This is a genomic window from Christiangramia portivictoriae DSM 23547 (assembly GCF_000423045.1).
GTDB lineage: Bacteria > Bacteroidota > Bacteroidia > Flavobacteriales > Flavobacteriaceae > Christiangramia > Christiangramia portivictoriae.
In genome coordinates, this window is record NZ_AUHF01000008.1 from 123,060 (window position 1) to 141,629 (window position 18,570).

Sequence of the window (18,570 nt, forward strand, 5' to 3'; positions counted from 1 at the left end):
AAAATGAGGCATCTATAAATACCTTGGGTCTGCTATTGGGTTTATTAACTTTTTTGATCCTGTTTCCCGAAATGACCGGCTATAATAAGATTCCACCTATTTAATTTTCTGGAATAAGGATATTCCTTTTAAATCAGAATATGAAACTTTAGCTACAAGCATCTTTTGAGTAAGTTATTAAGGTGCTAGATTGAAAATATCAAAAGTCGATCTATCAAACTAAAAAAATATTATTAAATAATAGAACTGTTGAAATGATAAACTATCCTATAAAATTTGAGCCAATCCTGCACAGAAAAATCTGGGGCGGAAACAAATTAGCCTCTGTTTTAAAAAAGAAAACTATATCAGGAAATATCGGTGAGAGTTGGGAAATTTCAGCTGTACCGGGAAATATTTCCGTAGTTAGTAACGGAAGCGCTAAAGGCAAGAATTTAATGGAATTAATTTCTATATATAAAAATGAAATATTGGGTTCTGCAAATTATAAGCAATTTGGCAACAAATTTCCTTTATTAATTAAATTCATTGATGCCAAGAACGATCTGTCAGTACAATTGCATCCGGGTGATGATCTGGCAAAGAAAAGGCATAATTCTTTCGGAAAAACGGAAATGTGGTATGTCCTTCAATCAGACAAAGGGGCTAAACTGAATATTGGTTTTAAAAACAGCATTAATAGAGAGCAATATATAAATGCTTTGAATTCAGGAAAAATTGTTTCCTTACTTAATTTTGAAGAAGTTAAGGCTGGCGATGCTATTTTCATTAATCCAGGTAAAGTTCATGCCATTGGAGCCGGGGTTTTGCTGGCAGAAATTCAACAAACATCAGATGTAACATACCGAATTTATGATTGGAATCGAAAAGATAGTGAGGGGAAATCTCGGGAGCTTCATACAGAGCTCGCATTGGATGCCATTGACTTTCAAAGAAAGAACGATTTCAGACTTTCGTATAATAAATTAACTAACGAAGCGTCTAAAGTAATTGAATGTAAATATTTTAAAACAAATCATTTATTAGTAGGAGGAAATATTTCAAGAAACCATTCTGATATTGATTCATTCATCATATACATCTGCACAGAAGGAAGTGGAGTTATTTCCACGACCGAAAAAAGTTTACAAATTGAAAAAGGAGAAACTGTACTTATCCCAGCAATAAACAAAAAGGTTTCAATCCACTCCAATTCATGTGAATTATTAGAGGTATATATTTAAATACTGCAAGAAGTTTCGAATAATTAAAAAAAGGTTTTAAAGTGCAGATTAAAATAATTGAAACAAATTAAAACTATATCGATTAGAGTTTTAAAAACTGATTTTGCTAAAGGTAACAGAGATAAAATCTTATTAAAATTGATACGAACTCAATCTTGAATAATAAACTCAGATGTGGGAAGTCCATCCGAAAAATAAGCCCGCGAAATACCACGGGCTAATATTGCGAAAATTTAAATTCCAACTAAACATTCATTCGTGAACTAATTCTTATTAGAAAAAAGAGAAATAAAACTTGCTCCTTCTGCATTAAATTTCACTTTCCCATTTTCCGGTTTCAAAGTTTCTATTTTTCTATAAGAATTCTCACTATTGGTAATATATAGGCTTAATGAACTTACAATTTCCGGAATTCCGGTAATAATAACTTCTCTCGCTCCTCCTTTATTCACCAAGTGAAGAGTGTATTTACCACTTTTTTTATCTCCAAGGGCAGTAGCAGTAATCATTTTCTCTTCAGAAATAAGAGGAATTACCTTTAATCCCTCAGGTGTATCTCCCAGTTGTTTCAGATTAAAAAAGCGTTGTGTGGGATGTAGTTCTTCCTTGTCGTTACCAAATACTCCACCTCCGGAAAGAACCGAATAATCAGATGTTAATTGCCATTGAAGAATACTCAAAGGCTGTGCGATTTTAAGTATTTTCAAATAAATGCGAATCTCTTCAAGCGCATAAGTAGACTCTTCAAAGATTTGCGGATAACGCCATGCTCCAGCATCAATACTACCTTCGCCAACAAAAAGAGGTTCCTCCACACGATTCGCAATATCATGCCATTTTATAAGGTTTTCATCAGTCCAGCCTCTCCAGGAGTGAAAAGAAACACCACCAATAAAGGGCAGGCTTTCCGGATTTACCGACGCCTGAGTGGTAAAATCCCAGCCATTGGCATCTGCCGTATCTCCCAGTAGAAATTTGGTTTTTAGGCCTGCATTTCTAAAATATTTTCCAAGTTCTTCTATCAATTGATCGTGTTCCTCAGGCGTTTGCCGCACATCAATTCCAAGGTCAGATTCATTAAAGGAGAACATCACGGTCTTCACGCCGTATTCTTCTTTTAAATATAAAATATAGGCAGTAATTGATTTATAAATTTCTTCCTTTTTGGACTGATCTAATTGATTCCCGCGGCTTCCGTCGAGATTCACTCCCTCTGCTCTTTCACCTATTATAGCCCAGTCCGGGGCAAACCAGGCAGCCAGGATCACTGGAATACCTTTTTCATCGAGTCGTTGCGCCATTTCCATGGAAGCCTTTACTTTAGGATCTAAGTTTCCATTTTTCGCCTCAGCTATTGGATCCTTCTCAGGGTCTGGATGCCACTGTTTCCAGGGAAGTTCCACTCTACTCCAGGCCACCCGTAAATTTTCCAGTGCATAATCTATCACCTGTGGATCTGCTTTCGGATTTTGTAAACGAAAGTTGCCACCAATTCCATCAAAAGCATTTCCTTCCTGCTCTGGATAGAGCTTCAAAGTCACCGGAGAATTATCCATTTTCCCGGAAACTTCAATTTCAAAGGTGTTTTTATAAGTTTTATTTGCTGAAATATTTCCAGTTGCGATAGCAAAATTTAACTGGTATTCCGGATTTAAAGAATCCTCATCTGAAGTAATAATTAATTCGGTGGCCTCTTTTACGATAATTGTGATTTCCCGGTTTTCTGAATTGACGGTTACAGATTTTACAGGAGCTTTATATTCAGCATTTTTAAATTCTGAATGAAAATTTGAAACAGTAATCGTTTCGGGATTGCTAATTTTGAAACTGGCGTTTTTGCCAAATGCTTCCGGTAGTTTTATTCTGAAATACGCTCCCTGAAGAACCGTGTCTTGCGGAGAAGTGAAATCTACCTGTATATTTGCTTTTCCTTCTCCGGCTGATTGAAGCTTTTGATTCCAGCTGATGTCACGCATTCCGTAATTGAAGGTTTTAGCTCCATCTTCTCTTTTAAAATCTGTTTTCTGACCTTCCTTCCGGGTTTCCCACTCGTTACCATTTTTATTTATAATGACAAGACTGGAGTTAAAATCGAAAAAACCGTTTTCTGTTCGAATTCCCGTAAGGTTGCCCCAGGTCTCGAATTCAGCCTGGGCTGAAACTTCCTGAGCCACACCGGTGATAAATAGTAGCAGGATTAATGTATGCTTAATTCTTAATTTCATCTTTAGTTAATGTATTTGAAAAATTATAAACCTCTTTTACCCGCTCCGGGCTATTTGCAGTTTGTAGCCAGTTAGACCAGACCATAAACCAGGACCATTTTGGCTGTTTTTCCAGAATCTTTGGTTTTGGTAATTCGCCCACCTCTCCCAAAGCAATAGGTTTACCTTCTGCGAGTTCCAAAAGTTCTTCATAATCTTTCTGTTCGTAATCATAGTGATAAACATCGGTGGCCAGTATATCCACAAATTCATCTCCCGGATAAAAATTTTTATACGGAAATGCTTCATCGTAAGGAATATCCCGGGGAGAATTCGCATTCCAGACCCAAATCAAATTATTAAGCTTATGATAATTGGTTAAACGGTCGTAAAGCATTTTCCAAAGCTTTTTATAAGCCTCTGAATTATTCCCCCACCAGAACCAAACTCCGTTCATTTCATGATAGGGTCTCCAGAGAACGGGTACCCCGGCTTTCTGTAATTCTTTAAGATGCTGAGCAAGATTATCTACCTGCTTCAACCAATTTGTATGTGTAGGAGAATCGGGGGTAAGTAATTCCTGCCATTGCTTATCACTAAATTCATTCTGAACACTTTCACTCCAGCCATACGGAGGATTTTCGGATGGTCTCCCCACATGCCACATAAGCGTTATAATAGAACCTTCGTCATGTTTTTTGATGGTCGCCTTTACAATTCTTTCTCCCGGATCTTTTTCCCCATTCCAGTAAAAATCGCTTCCCCATACCGCCGGATATTTACCGGTAATTTCCTGTGCGATATTATAAAATTTATCAGGCTCTTCGTTATAACTATGCTGACCGGTTAAAATTTTACCATTTAAGGAATAGATATATTCTAATAACTGAATTGCTTCAGGACTGGCGTTCGGATTTACGAGCTGTTGGGCCGAACCCGAAATTGAGGTAAGCAATCCGAGAAAGAGGATCAGGTTTTTCATTTTTTCTGATTTAAAAGTTGGTCTGCAGCAAGTACTAAAAAGATATAATCTGTTGTACCGCCTCCCAGCACATATTCGGTTTGTTGCCAGAGAAATGGCCATTCCAGTAATTCAGGAAAATCCGGCCTTATTAAAGCCGTTCCGGAACCAATTCCACCCGGAATGAACGAGAATTCCCCGCGATTCACTCCATAGGCCTGGGTCAATGACCTAGAGCCAACTCCAGATGCGAAAGAGGAAGTATTGACACCAGGGTGCGAACCAAGAACAAAGTTCAGGGCATTTAGCATATATTTCTTCGGAAAGATTTCCGGATAGCTGGTGTGGAAATAATATTGTTTCATTCCAAAATTCTGAATTCCCCACCCTGCGCCCCAGATATCCGGTTCATAAGGCATTCCGTAAGGCGTTTTTTCACCTAATAGTACCACTTCTTCGTAATATTTCTGAACAGCCGCATTCACCTGTTTTTTAAAATTATCGTCATGTATTAAAGGAAATGCAGGACCTACAATCCATCCGGTATTACTAATATCTGAAGTGATTGCATCAGAATTATTTATAAGAAATTCTGAATATTCTTGTTTTTTCGTAGTTCGAAGCAATTCAACAGCAAGTTCTGTCTTTGGAACAAATGGAGTTTTATCATGAGTTTTCCAGATTGCTTCTGCAATGGATAAACATTCTTCAGCAAGCTTCGGGTTATAATCTTTCAAAACCCTTGCACTGGCAGCCAAAGCAGCGGCGGTTGAAAGTTCTCGCGCCGGATTATCTTCAGTAAAAACCCAGCGATCATCTGGTGCGCCCTCCAGGCCTACCGGAATATCCTCATCAGCTTCAGCATTCGAAAATATCTTATTATCGCTATGGTTTACAGGATCTCCCAGGAGAATATACTGTCGGTTAGTAGGAACAATGATTCCTCGATAAAAACGCTTCATAGACTTATAACCTCCAACAATTGAAAGAACACCGTGCTCGATTTGTTGTAACATATCGGGTTTACCATCGGGTTGAAGGATTTCTACGATCCGCTTATTTTCATCGATACTCGTATTATCATAATCCACCCCGAATAATTCATAAATATGAGACAGTCCCTGAACGGTTGAAGCCTGGGATTCCACCCGCAGGTCATAATCTCCCGCATCGTGCCAGCCACCACTATTTATTCCGGGTACATGTTCGCCAGATTGATATTGGGTCAATGTTTCAGCCCCCTGTAGATAACCGTCAAAATGGTTATAATCTGTTGGAGCCATTCTCGCGTCATCCATATGGCAGAGGCCATGCCACACCTTGTAGCGGTCATTTACGCGCATATGGCACATCTGGACAGGTAAAAAATACTCAAGTGTAGGTTGCCAGACATCCCTTTGATAAATAACTTCACTAATCTGAAAAGCTTCCGTTTGATAATCGCCATATTGAACAACGTACATTCCCGGTTTTTTCACCTCGGTAAAATCCAGTTGGTAATATTTATATCGAAGAAAATCGCCCCATTCTTCAGGTTGTTTAGAGATCACTTCCGTATAACCGCCCTCATTATTAATTCGAAGGAGTTTTGCTTCCAGTTTTCTGTTATCATTGGGATCTGTTTCGATCACCGCTATTTTATCCTGTGCGGGATGGTAACCTACCTGGGAAACCTGTACGACCGGCGAATAAAGAAAATCCTTGAGCGTATTTGGGGTGACCAGCCATTCTATGGCATTCTTAGTTTTTCCGGCCGGCACCAGTGATCTTACTATAAACCAGCCGTTACTATGAATAGCTCTGCCATCTAATAATTCTAACCTGTTTTCACCTAAATTTTCAATGCTTATGGTTTGTTTTGGAGTTCCGGGTGCTATAACAAGCTTACTTCCCCTGGCCATAGGTTTTAACCGGAATTCATCTTCATCAGTATAATACCCGGGTCCGTTCGCTTGCCTGTTAAAAATGCCAAAATCATCATCCATATAGAAGGGTTTTCCGAAGAGGATTCCGGGGAAAAATTCAATATTCATTCCTACTTTTCCCACCCATTCTTCCGGTAGTGGTTTGTCGAGATCAACTATGATTTTAAAGGATTTTCCCTGAGGAATTACCTTAAGTTCGTAGCTCATTTCTAGCTCAGGGTAGATAATGGGATTAAATCCTTTGCGATCTTTGGAAGGATCTGGATAGCTCATCTGTACACTTATTTCCTGGTTTTCACGATCAATCTGTTGCTCTCCAACCTTTGGAACTGGCTGCCATTGCCCGGGGGCAGGTTCAAGTCTAAGGTCTCCATTGGTCGCCACACGAATCCCATTCTGGATAATTCCAACCCCGCCCTGATGACTTTCCGGATAAAAATCGTGGGCAAGCATAACGTTTGCCCCCCGTCTTTCCAGGTATTCCAAATCATTAATCCTGAAAATATCTATAGAATCGGAAGTTTTTTGTGCATACAAATTTGCTATGCCTAAAATCGAAAAGAGTAAAATAAAATTTCGCATCATGAAAAATTAGAAACTAAAAATAGGCCTATGTATTGGACAGGACTTAATACTTTTTTATCTATTTCCCATAGGATATTTTCAGACGACTTTCTTATTGAAATCATTGCTATATATTTAATCTGAAAAATATTCTTTTATGAAAATACGATACTTTTTAGGACTCATGTTTCTTTCGGTTAGCACTGTTTTTTGTCAGGATAATACCTCGAATGAAGAACTCATCGCTGAAATGAAAACAGACGCTAAAGAAAATTTACTTGATAAATGGTATCCTCTGGCCATTGATAATGAGGACGGAGGTTATTACAGTGAAATTACCTATGATTTCAAACTGGGAGAAAAACATGATAAAATGATCGTGACCCAGGCCAGGCATATCTGGACCAATTCAGTAGCTGCTGAAGTATTCCCAGAAAATGCTAATTACCTCAAATATGCCGAACATGGATTTAAGTTCTTAAGGGATGTGATGTGGGATAAGGAATATGGAGGTTTTCATAACCTGGTTTCTAAAACCGGGGAGCCAATTGCTAAAAAAGTTGAAGAGAAAACCGCCTATGGTAACGCTTTTGGCTTATACGGTTTAGCGGCTTATGCCAGAGCATCGCAGAATGAAGAAGCACTGCAACTGGCGAAAAAAACTTTTTACTGGTTGGAAGAACATAGTCATGACCCAGTAAATAAAGGATATTCCCAGTCATTGAACATGAATGGTTCTCCAATTACCAGAGACGACAGTTTTGATTCCACTTCAGACGTGGGCTATAAGGATCAGAACAGTTCTATTCATTTGCTGGAAGCCTTTACGGAACTTTATAAAGTTTGGCCAGATGATCTTGTTGCAGAAAGACTGGAAGAATTACTTTTACTAATTCGTGATACTATTGTAAGCGACCGGAATTATATGAATCTCTTTTTTGAAGCCGATTGGACACCGGTTACTTTTAATGATCAGTCGAAAGAAGAGATAGAAAAACATTATTACCTGGATCATGTTTCTTTCGGTCATGATGTTGAAACCGCTTATTTAATGCTGGAAGCGTCTGAAGCTTTGGGGCGTGAGGATACAGAAGAAACCCTGGCAAAAGGTAAAAAGATGGTAGATCATTCCCTGGAAAATGGATGGGATTCGGAATTGGGTGGATTTTATGACGGGGGCTATTATTTTGGTGATGATAAAAATCTTACGCTGGTAAATAAAGATAAAAACTGGTGGTCCCAGGCCGAAGGTTTGAATACACTGCTAATTATGCATCATCACTTTCCTGAAGACGATCATAATTATCGCTCATATTTTGATAAATTATGGGAATATACCAACACCTATTTTATGGATGAGCGTTTTGGTGGCTGGTATGAATGGGGACTGGATATCAGACCGGAAACTAAGGATGACCTGAAAGGACATATTTGGAAAGCTACTTATCACAATTTCAGAGCACTCATAAATTGCATGGAAACTCTAAAGAAATAAGGTGATTACTGAAAAATGTATATTCATTGTTAGTCATAATAGTTATCTCGTCAGCATGAATTTATCTGAGGATCTTAAGATTATGAAACAAGTTCAGAATGACGTATTTGGTCAAATTCGGGATACTTTATAGACAATCAAACTAAAAAATAAGTAGGGCGAAAAATTCAAATTTTCGCCCTACTTATTTTAAATCAATGCTTTGTTATTTTCGGCTTAGTTTGAGAGTAATAACGTCATGAGGCGGCACTATAGATTTAAAAGATTTCTCCGTAGTTTTTAAATTCTTATGTTTCCAAAGGTCTCTTATGTTATATGTTACAGCTTTAAAATTAGCAGCATAATCAAAATCCGGATCTTTAATCTCATGATCTTTCCAGTTAAAATTTATTTCATGATCGGTATCCGCGCGATTTAAGAAGGTCACTGCCCAGTTTCCACCTGCTAAAGGCTTAAACCAGGTTTCAAGGCCGTCTTCACTGCTATATTTAAATCCCTGCACTCCAAGAGTATCCTGGTCTATAGCGATCACCTCTTTATTAGTAAGGATATTCACTGTTTCTTCCCTCATATTACCCAGATCATTGCCGGCAATTAATGGAGCTGCCAGCATCGCCCACATCGTAAAATGAGCCCGGTCTTCACTCACAGTCATTCCATTTCCAACTTCCATCATATCGGGATCATTCCAATGGCCGGGACCGGCATATTTTCTTAAACCATCCTGCATATCAAGTATTCTGAGTACTCCCCACGAAGACCAGTTACCATGATCTTCTTCGCAATCCCAGCAAGGATAAATATCTCCGGTTGTTCTCCACATATGACCTATATCCTGCGCCCACTCCCAGGGTTGATTATCGCCCCATTCGCAAATAGCGAATAAAACGGGGCGACCTGCGTCGTATAAAGCATCCCTCATGGTAATGTAGGAGGCTTCGGCATTTTGTTTCCCGGTATTACACCAGTCATATTTTAGGTAATCCACTCCCCAACGCGCATATGTTATTGCATCCTGATATTCGTGACCACGACTCCCAGGTTCACCTCCGCAAGTTTCAGTACCTGCATCTGAATAGATTCCAAATTTTAGTCCTTTGGAATGTACATAATCTACCAATGCCTTCATCCCAGAAGGAAACTTTTCCTTATCTGCATGAATAAACCCGTTTTCATCTCTCTCGCCATGCCAGCAATCATCAATCACAATATATTCGTATCCGGCATCTTTCATTCCGCTCGAAACCATATTATCTGCAGCCGCTTTAATAAGATCTTCATTAATGTCACAGGCAAATTTATTCCAGCTGTTCCATCCCATAGGAGGGGTTTGAGCCAGATCATCAAATTTTTGAGCATTAGTTTGATGCGATCCTATGATAGTTATTAGAATAAGGAAGATTTTCTTTAAAGTCATTTCTATGGTTTTAATATTAAATTTTAAAAAAGAAATTCCCTACAGTTGCCCGTAGGGAATCAAATTATTTAGCATAAATTAAGCTAACACCAAACAATTTATTTTTTCTCAAATCTGACGTTATCAATAGCAAAATTGAGCAGAACATCAGCGCCTTCGAAAGCCATTCCAAATTCAGCATCAATTAGACTAAAATCTGGCACTCCAAGTTCTGAAAGGGGAATGGTTACCGTAGTCCATTCACCTTCGGTATCAAAGGCATCACCAGTATCATTCCAGGGCTGCCAATTGTAGAATGCATCTACGCCATCAGCATCATTGAACCTAATACGGAACATACCTTCAGAGATTGGTTCTAGTGTAAGAATATCAAATTTCAGTACATAATCATCCACATTCGCACCCACTACTGAAGCACCATTAAAAGTTGATGCGTCATTTCTCCAGAAGAGATCCTGCCATCCAGTTCCACCTGTCTGGAAATTTGCTCTTCCATAGTTACTACCATCAAGGGAAATAGCTGCATCATTTTCCACACCTACATTACCCCACCATGGATCATTGCCATCCCAGTCAAAGAAAACCCAGTCTGCACTTCCTACAGGATCAGGTCCACCGCAGCCCGGAGCATCAAATCTTACATTGTCAATTGCGAAATTCAGAAGTATGTCAGCGCCTTCGAAGGCCATTCCAAATTCGGCATCAATAAGGCTGAAATCAGTTACCCCTATTTCGGCTAAAGGAATTTCAATGGTTTCCCATCCGTCAGTGGTAAATGGTTCTCCTGTATCATTCCAGGGTTGCCAATTATAGAAAATGTCATCACCATCGGCATCATTGAATCTAATCCTAAACATTCCACCGGTAATTGGCTCGATTACATTGATATCAAATTTCAGTGAATATTGGTCAATATTCGCACCGACGGTACTGGCTCCATTAAAAGTAGATGCATCATTTCTCCAAAACAGGTCTACCCAGCCAGTTCCACCAGTCTGGAAATTTGCTCTACCATAACTCTCCCCATCTAACGAAAGTGAAGGATCATTTTCGGCAGTTACATTCCCCCACCATGGGTCTTTTCCATTCCAATCAAAGAAAACAAGACTCGCATCTTTAACAGGGCACTGTCCACCTTCCGCAGATTCTATACCAAGTATTGAAACAAGATCTGATGGAATAAGAACACGATTTATTTCATGTAATATACCATTGATTGCCCCAATATTTGCATTTACAATTTGAGCGGGAATAGCCTCCTCAAAACTTGGTCTCAAACGGGCATTATCCCCGCTAAGATCTGCTGTAATATTATCTCCGTAAACCGTTGTAATACTGCCACCATCGGTTAACTGACTTGACATTAATTGTCCGGCGTATAAATGATAAGTTAGCAATTGTTTTAAAGCTTCAATTTCCTCAGGTGTATCAAAATCATCCAGGCTATCGAAATTTGTAATTAGTGAGAATAGGGCATTAAAGGCATCATTATTAGGAACAAAAACAGTAAATTCTTCAGACTCCAGTTGTTCTGTCAATCCAGCTTTTTCAATGGCTGCCAGGAACGAAGTAAATCCTCTATCTTCACTTCTTTCTTTTAGATCTAAAGTTGCACCTAAAATGTCTTGAAAAACACTCTCCGGTATAAGAACTTTATCTACTCCATGTACTACACCATTAACACCCTGGATATCTGTTATAGTAAAATTAGCCGTATCATAACTTCCGTCCTGTATTACAGCATTATCATCAATCAAAAAGCTGGTACCCTGCATTGTAACCTGCTCTGTACCTGAAATCATGGGAGCAAGTGTATTGCTTCCGGTGACAACATGATACATTAAAACTTCCTGAAGTATTTCGGTGGGAACTTCACTTAGAGAAGTCCATCCAAATGCTCCATTTAGTTGCATCATAAAACTTTCAAAAGCAGCATTCGTTGGAGCAAAAACCGTTAAAGGATAGGCTTCATTTTCTTCATCATTAAATGAAAGAGCATCCTCTAAATCAGCCAGTACCAAAGCTTCCGCTAACATAGAAAAGTTAGGATTTGCCTTAACGTGATCCACCACTGTAGGAGGCGCTAAAACATTATCGATTACATGCAGCACTCCATTAGTAGATCCAATATCAAAAGAACCACTTACTAACCCGGCAGTTCCATTCAATCTTAAGTCTCCTTCAGTATCTACGTACAAACTTAAATTATTCCCGTTAGGCCCAGTAGCCATCGTTGGAGTATATCCAGTAGTAAAAGTCGAAGAAAAATCAGCAGTAGTTGTACTGAGAGTATGATTTAAAAGGATATTTTCAAGTTCCTCATCAGAAAATGAAGACATGTCCATATCTCCAAATGCAGCATTACTAGGTGCAAAAAGAGTATAAGTTGTTGTTGAACTGAATACGGAATCCAGGTTTACCTGTTCTAAAGCCTGAGATAAAGTTGATAATTCAGCTGTTTGAGATACGATTTCATTAATATTTCGAGGATCGTCTCCGAGTTGCGGGTATAGGTCATCGTCATCATCGCAGGATATGAGGCTTAAAACCGCCAGCATTAACAAATAATGTAATCGGAATAATTTCATCTGTTATTTTTTTACAATCGATTTCTTGGATTTAAACCTGATTCCCGGAGCCTATCTTAGGCTCCAGAATACATGGTTTTTAACTTAATAATGTTCATTTATATTTATTACTACAGGAATCCAAAGTCATCCACATAGAATACATATTGTGCTTTTCCAGTATTAGAAGACTCCTGGAAATCCAAACGGAAAATTGTTGCCGGTTCTCCTCCATTAGGATAAAAGTTTGATAATGGAATGACAACCTTTTTCCATTCACCTGGGATTAGTTCAATTTGCTGGTGACTAGCATTTCCATCAAAATCATTTATTGCGAGGATAACCGAGTCACCCGGGTCACCTGTACCATATAATGAAACCGTTATAGCATCATATTCATCGAAAGGAATATCTGGCGCAAGAAAAGAGAGTCCAGACCAACCTTCACGAATACTTTGAATAGAATATTGACCTAAAGCAGGATCTGTTGTCTGTAGATCAAATGTTCCTCCCCACTGACTCATTTCCCATTCTGGATTGAGTTCATCGATAAAAATTGAATAATTGAATCCATAAGAATCTGATTGCGCTACAGCACCTCTTGCAGTTTCCAAATAAATAAAAGCCTGCTCCACTCCAGAAGGCACTTCGACGGTCACCTCAGTCTCTGAAACTGATATTATTTCTGCTTCTCTTTCTACAAGGTTTCCAGCTTCTTCAGTTCCTGAGACGAAAGTTACCGAACTTGTCTCTGAAAAATCTCCACCAAGTAAAGTCACAGTTTTAACACCTTCTATTGTAGCTTCTGTAAAATCATCGATAGTTAAAAGTGAAAAGTCATAACTAGTAGACCCTGAAAGGTTTTCCAGCACTAATTCATTAGACTGTCCCACATAAGGAGCACTCTCAGGCACAGTGGCAAAGGTAAGGTTATCTGTAGTAAGAGCTAGGTTTACACTTGCCTGAACACCATTGAAATAAATGGCTTTTAAAGTAGAAAAATTTTCACCTCGAATTATATATGTATTTTCCAAAACACCCTGTGTTACCACAACATCTTCTCTTGCTTCACTAACACTCGTAATTACCGGCGGACCATCACCACCCTCAGGACTAATTACATCAAATTCACTGTCACATGAAACCAATATTAATGCAAACAAGAATATATATATTGGTTTGGTCATCATGTTTTTTATTGAGTTATTTTTCATAATATTTTTTTAAGAAATTATTCAACATCACTAAAATTATATGGCACAGGTGGCTCTAAAAGCGCAGGGTTATTCTGAGTTTCGTTACTTGGATAAGGAAACAGTAAATCATCCATAGTTGGGGTATACATCTCAGAATTAACAGTTGGAGGAGTTGTTTCGTTGTTAAACGTCCCGCGTTCGGTATTTGCAAGAAAATTAAGTGCGAAATCAGGGCCTTGACGTACTACATCATACCAGAATTCGAATTCAAAAGCTAACTCGATCCTTCTCTCTTGAAAAACATCTTCTAAAGTAGGATTTGCAATAGGATCTAATCCCGCTCTTTCCCTTACTTTATTTAAAGATTTCACACCTTCGTCATATGGTCCTCCACCACGTAATGCTGCTTCAGCGTGTATTAAAAGAAGTTCCCCATATCGTAATATATACGTGTTATTAGGATAGCTCTGTTGTCCTCCCCCTCCATTAGTAGCAGCATTTCCCACTACATATTTTTTTATCCCTACATTGGTACCTTGATGATTTACATTTTCAGAAACGGTATAACCTCCATTTAAGTCTGGATAATAGGATCCGGGATCCATAATCGTAGCATAATAACGCAAATCCTGTTCTTTATCCTCATAGGCGGCCTGGAGATCCAAGGATGGACCTATTGCAGAGTATCCATCTGAAAAGCCAGTTATACCAGCTTGAGCAAATAATGACTGGAGTCCATTTCCTTCAGAATACTGCCCAGAAGTAGACCATTGCAAAGCAAAAATAGATTCAGGATTATTGTCATTAGCAGTTAGAAATAGATCGTAATAACTTCCCGATGGATCCCCATCTGCTCCTGTGCCACCATAAAGTTTAAATTCACCAGAGTTTATGACCTCATTAGAAAGCTCATATGCCCTTGTCCAATTTTCCTCATACAAATAAATTTTAGCTAACATTGCTTTTGCAGATCCACTGGAAACTCTGGCATTTAATTCGTAATTGGAACCTCTGGTTTTCTCGTAGAGATTCTCTATCGCAAACATTAGATCCCTTTTAATGAATTCATAAACATCCTCTACAGGATTTCTGGGAACTACTGGCTCTAAAACATAATCTGTATTATCAGCAATAATAGGTACCGATCCAAATATTCTAACTAAATAAAAATAAGCCGTGGCTCTAATAAATCTTGCTTCTCCTAAAGAATTATTTACTACTTCTTCAGGTACATCTGGATCTACAGAATTTGGCAAGGTATTGATCAAAGAGTTCGATTGCGCTATAACAGCATACAAGGATTCCCAAGACTGGGTTAAAGTCCCATGTTCACCAGTAATTGCAAAATTATCAAAATCTGCATTTCTTGGATCCCAAGTTCTACCATTTCCAGAGCTTAATTCTCCAATAGCCCAGGCAACATTAGAAATAAAGTTGTACCATGGTCTTGAATAAAGGTGATTGGCGGCAGCTTCTACCTGATCTGTTGTTTTATAAAAGGTTGCTGCACTATATGAATCCTCTGGAGGTCTCTCAAGAAAGTCTTTGCTACATGAAGGAAAGCATAAAAGAGCAGCGATAACTATTATAGTCTTTGTTTTTAGAAATTTCTTCATCGTCTTTTAATTATAATTCTACGTTCAATCCTATTGAAAAAGTTCTTGGAGATGGGTATCGCCCGTTATCGACCCCAAGCAAAAGCGCGTTCTGATTATATGCTCCTACCTCGGGATCGTAACCCGAATAATTTGTAAACGTGTATAAATTTTGAATACTACCGTATACCTTTAATTTACTCAATCCTATTTGATCAGCAGTACCTGAAGACAAATTATAACCTAGAGTCAAATTTTGAATTCTTAAATAGGAGCCGTCTTCGATATAACGGTCTGAAATATTAATATTGGGAGTATCATTTCTTGCTAACCTCGGAGCACTTGCATTCGGATTATCAATGGACCAATAATCTAAAACTGATGGTGATTGGTTGACATAATAACTATTTGCCGCAGTTAGAGTTCTTTTTACAGCGTTAAAAATATCATTCCCATATGATCCTTGTAGAAACATGGATAGATCAAAATTCTTGTAGGAGAAATTATTCTGAAAACCAAAAGTGAAATCCGGATGAGGATTACCTATTACTGTGCGGTCATCATTATTAATCACCCCATCACCATTGATATCCCTGAACTTAATATCCCCAAGCCAGGTAGTTGAAAATAAAGCATCTTCAAAAGGTCTTCCAAATTGTACAGGAGCACCTTGAATATCATCTGTAGTCCTGAATAGACCTTCAACCTGATAGCCATAAAACATCCCTACGGGCTCTCCAACTTTTGTGAGCGTAAGGTTTTGATTTGAATCGTTTAAACTAAGATTCCCATTAATCGTGAGGTCCCCAAGCAACTCAGTTACTTCATTCTGATAATGAGAGAATGTTAAGGTGGATTGCCAGTTGAAATCACTTTCACCTAAAGTTGAATAATTAATAGTTAAATCTACTCCTTTATTTACCATTTCACCAAGGTTTACCCAGGGAGCCGTTATAGCTCCAGGTGAATTACCCCCTGTTATAAAATCGGTCACAGCTAATTGATAAAGAAAATCTTTTGAAACTTTGTTATATACTTCTATAGTTGTATTCAATCTTGAATCAAATAATCCAAAGCTCAAACCTAAGTTAGTCTGAGTAGATGACTCCCAGGTAAGATCAGGATTTTCAAAATTAGCAAACTCAAATCCTGTTCCCAGTCCAGTTGAAATGGTATTCAGCCTTACACCATATGCAAAGTTTGGAATTGCCTGGTTACCAACTTCTCCATAACCTCCATATAATTTAATATTTTGTATACTTTCAAAATCCTCCATGAATGCTTCATTGGATAACCTCCAAGAGGCAGAAACAGATGGGAAGTACCCCCATTTGTTACCTGCAGCAAATTTAGATGACCCATCTGCTCTTAACGATGCAGTAACATTATACCGGCTATCAAAGGAATAAATCAACCTGCCAAAATATGACTCCAAAGCTGAACTTCCAATATATTGATCATTGAAATCATTAGCATCACCTGTTCCTAAAATTGGAACATCATTACTTACAAAATCTCCATCCTGAGCTATAACTCCCTGCCATTTAGATTCCTGAACTTCCTGTCCCAGTAACATTGTAACATCATGTTTTTCATTAAAAGTGTTATCATAAGTCAATAGGTTTTTAATAATCCAAAAATCATTATTCTCCCTTCTCACATTTAAAGTGCTCTCCCCCCTTTCTAAAACACCATAGGTAAATGTTGGCTGGAAACGATCGCTCAAATTATTACCAAAATCACCTCCGAATTCAGTTCTGAAACTTAAATTATCATTAATCCTGAATTGAGTGAATAAATTTCCAAAAACCCTATTTCTAGTCAATCTATTCTCAATACTTAATGCTTCAGCAATTGGATTTCGAATTCCAAAAGCAATCTCATCGGCTGTTTGAGGTCCAGCAAAAGTACCATCTGCATTGTAAACAGCGGTAGCCGGATTGTTTAATAAGGATAAGGAAATGATTCCATTAGTAGAACTATTTAAGGTGATATCATCATTTGTCCTACTAGCTGTCAAGGCTATCCCAGTGCTTATCCAATCATTTAATGTAGCATTCACATTAGCCCGAACAGTTACACGATCAAAACCAGAACCAATTACGGTTCCTTCTTGGTCTGTATAGGAAGACGAAATAAAATAGTTTATTTTTTCAGAGGCTCCAGAGAAGGAAAGCTCATGATTGAATTGAAAAGCATCATCAAATATTTCTGCTTGCCAATCTGTTCCTGGGCCAAGCAAATCTGGATTCAAAAATTCAATCTGAGGATCTAATCCATATATTTCTCCAATGGTATTTTGCAGTCTTGCATATCCCGGTAAATCCAAAACATCAATTTTATTCGTTGGCCTTTGAAGAGCGACATAAGTATTATAACTTAATCTACCCGCACCTTTTTTTCCTTTTTTTGTTGTTATAATAACAACCCCATTAGAACCGCGAGAACCATAAATAGCCGTAGCCGAGGCATCTTTCAAAATATCAACAGATTCGATATCACTAGGGTTTAAAGCAGCTAATGGACTTACATCTGTAGATCCAGTTCCATCTCCAATTCCACCGTCTGCGGTTGACCGTCCACTTGTTGCGATATTTCTAGAATCCCCAGAAACTGGCACACCATCAATAATATAAAGAGGCTCACTCGAACCGGTAATTGTATTAACTCCTCGAATCTTCACCGACACGGCTGATCCTGGCTGCCCAGAATTCTTTGTAACCATCACTCCTGCAGCCCTACCCTGCATTAGTTGATCAACACTTACTTGAGGGATATTTTCAAATTCCTCACTACTAATACTGGATACAGAACCGCTTATTTCTTCTTTTCGCTGAGCACCATACCCAATAACTATTACTTCATCTAAACTTTCAGAATCCGTATCCAATGTAACACTCAGTTTTTCACCTCCTGAAACACTCACTTCCTTAGTCAAAAATCCAACAAAGCTAAAAACAATGACTGCATTATCACCTACACTAATTTCAAAATTACCATCAAAATCGGTAGTGGTTCCATTCGAGGTGTTTTTCTCAATTACATTTACCCCTAATAAAGGTATACCTTCCGTATCTGTCACTTTACCGGTCACAACGTTCTGCGCGAGACCAATTTGAGTGAAGGCACAAAAGAAGATGGCAAAAAATAATATTTTGCTACTAAGGCTACAACTGCCTTTACATTGAAGTATCTTTCTTCGCATAAGAATTAAATTGGTTGATTTATATAAAAAATTACGGTATCAATAATATGAAAACAAAACAATTGTTATATCAACAAAAAAATACCCATATTTTTCCCATACTCAAAATTAGAAGGAAAGTTAAGGTCTTGTTAATATTATTTTATCAAATATTAATGATATTTTTTCCTACCTAGACACTGTAATATGCCAATGTTGATTTTATACGAAATTGGTAA

10 protein-coding genes are annotated in these 18,570 nt (G+C 38.2%); 2 read left to right on the forward strand and 8 right to left on the reverse strand.

What is annotated here, in order from left to right; translation table 11 throughout:
- The first annotated feature begins 254 nt into the window (after positions 1–254).
- Positions 255–1,223 (forward strand): type I phosphomannose isomerase catalytic subunit, encoded by a 969-nt coding sequence (locus tag G529_RS0107235; RefSeq protein ID WP_026914902.1) that lies wholly within the window; start codon positions 255–257, stop codon positions 1,221–1,223.
- Between the two features lie 263 nt (positions 1,224–1,486).
- Here G529_RS0107235 and G529_RS0107240 read toward each other — a convergent pair whose 3' ends face one another.
- Genes G529_RS0107240 through G529_RS0107250 form a run of 3 tightly spaced genes read right to left on the reverse strand, consistent with a single transcriptional unit; the run spans position 1,487 to position 6,850 of the window.
- Positions 1,487–3,448, reverse strand: coding sequence for a hypothetical protein (locus tag G529_RS0107240; protein WP_026914903.1), 1,962 nt, complete (start codon positions 3,446–3,448; stop codon positions 1,487–1,489).
- A complete protein-coding gene (locus tag G529_RS15600) occupies positions 3,432–4,409 on the reverse strand; it encodes a glycosyl hydrolase (protein ID WP_035695761.1) in 978 nt (325 codons plus the stop codon). The genes G529_RS0107240 and G529_RS15600 overlap by 17 nt, the downstream gene beginning before the upstream one ends.
- Positions 4,406–6,850, reverse strand: coding sequence for a glycoside hydrolase family 9 protein (locus tag G529_RS0107250; protein ID WP_211220656.1), 2,445 nt, complete (start codon positions 6,848–6,850; stop codon positions 4,406–4,408). The genes G529_RS15600 and G529_RS0107250 overlap by 4 nt, the downstream gene beginning before the upstream one ends.
- Before the next feature lie 184 nt (positions 6,851–7,034).
- On the opposite strand from G529_RS0107250, the gene G529_RS0107255 reads away from it, so the two are divergent.
- The gene (locus G529_RS0107255) at positions 7,035–8,372 is read left to right on the forward strand and encodes an AGE family epimerase/isomerase (protein WP_026914905.1); all 1,338 of its coding nucleotides are present in this window, start codon (positions 7,035–7,037) and stop codon (positions 8,370–8,372) included.
- Positions 8,373–8,577: 205 nt separating this feature from the next.
- Here G529_RS0107255 and G529_RS0107260 read toward each other — a convergent pair whose 3' ends face one another.
- From G529_RS0107260 to G529_RS0107280, 5 genes are all read right to left on the reverse strand, one after another.
- On the reverse strand, positions 8,578–9,789 hold the full coding sequence (locus G529_RS0107260; RefSeq protein WP_035695763.1) for a glycoside hydrolase family 27 protein: 1,212 nt from the start codon (positions 9,787–9,789) through the stop codon (positions 8,578–8,580).
- Positions 9,790–9,887: 98 nt separating this feature from the next.
- Complete coding sequence (locus G529_RS0107265; protein ID WP_084509757.1) at positions 9,888–12,377, reverse strand: glycan-binding surface protein; 2,490 nt, start codon at positions 12,375–12,377, stop codon at positions 9,888–9,890.
- Between the two features lie 110 nt (positions 12,378–12,487).
- On the reverse strand, positions 12,488–13,570 hold the full coding sequence (locus tag G529_RS0107270) for a hypothetical protein (protein ID WP_026914908.1): 1,083 nt from the start codon (positions 13,568–13,570) through the stop codon (positions 12,488–12,490).
- 17 nt (positions 13,571–13,587) lie between these two features.
- Complete coding sequence (locus G529_RS0107275) at positions 13,588–15,168, reverse strand: RagB/SusD family nutrient uptake outer membrane protein (protein ID WP_026914909.1); 1,581 nt, start codon at positions 15,166–15,168, stop codon at positions 13,588–13,590.
- A 10-nt stretch (positions 15,169–15,178) separates the two neighbouring features.
- The gene (locus G529_RS0107280) at positions 15,179–18,352 is read right to left on the reverse strand and encodes a SusC/RagA family TonB-linked outer membrane protein (RefSeq protein ID WP_084509758.1); all 3,174 of its coding nucleotides are present in this window, start codon (positions 18,350–18,352) and stop codon (positions 15,179–15,181) included.
- Between the last annotated feature and the right edge of the window lie 218 nt (positions 18,353–18,570).

Excerpts from the sequence above, each read along its gene's own strand:
- G529_RS0107260 (WP_035695763.1), bottom strand. The coding sequence starts at position 9,789 with ATGACTTTAAAGAAAATCTTCCTTATTCTAATAACTATCATAGGATCG.
- G529_RS0107255 (WP_026914905.1), top strand. The coding sequence starts at position 7,035 with ATGAAAATACGATACTTTTTAGGACTCATGTTTCTTTCGGTTAGCACT.
- G529_RS0107240 (WP_026914903.1), bottom strand. The coding sequence starts at position 3,448 with ATGAAATTAAGAATTAAGCATACATTAATCCTGCTACTATTTATCACC.
- G529_RS0107235 (WP_026914902.1), top strand. The coding sequence starts at position 255 with ATGATAAACTATCCTATAAAATTTGAGCCAATCCTGCACAGAAAAATC.
- G529_RS0107275 (WP_026914909.1), bottom strand. The coding sequence starts at position 15,168 with ATGAAGAAATTTCTAAAAACAAAGACTATAATAGTTATCGCTGCTCTT.
- G529_RS0107280 (WP_084509758.1), bottom strand. The coding sequence starts at position 18,352 with ATGCGAAGAAAGATACTTCAATGTAAAGGCAGTTGTAGCCTTAGTAGC.
- G529_RS0107270 (WP_026914908.1), bottom strand. The coding sequence starts at position 13,570 with ATGAAAAATAACTCAATAAAAAACATGATGACCAAACCAATATATATA.
- G529_RS15600 (WP_035695761.1), bottom strand. The coding sequence starts at position 4,409 with ATGAAAAACCTGATCCTCTTTCTCGGATTGCTTACCTCAATTTCGGGT.
- G529_RS0107265 (WP_084509757.1), bottom strand. The coding sequence starts at position 12,377 with ATGAAATTATTCCGATTACATTATTTGTTAATGCTGGCGGTTTTAAGC.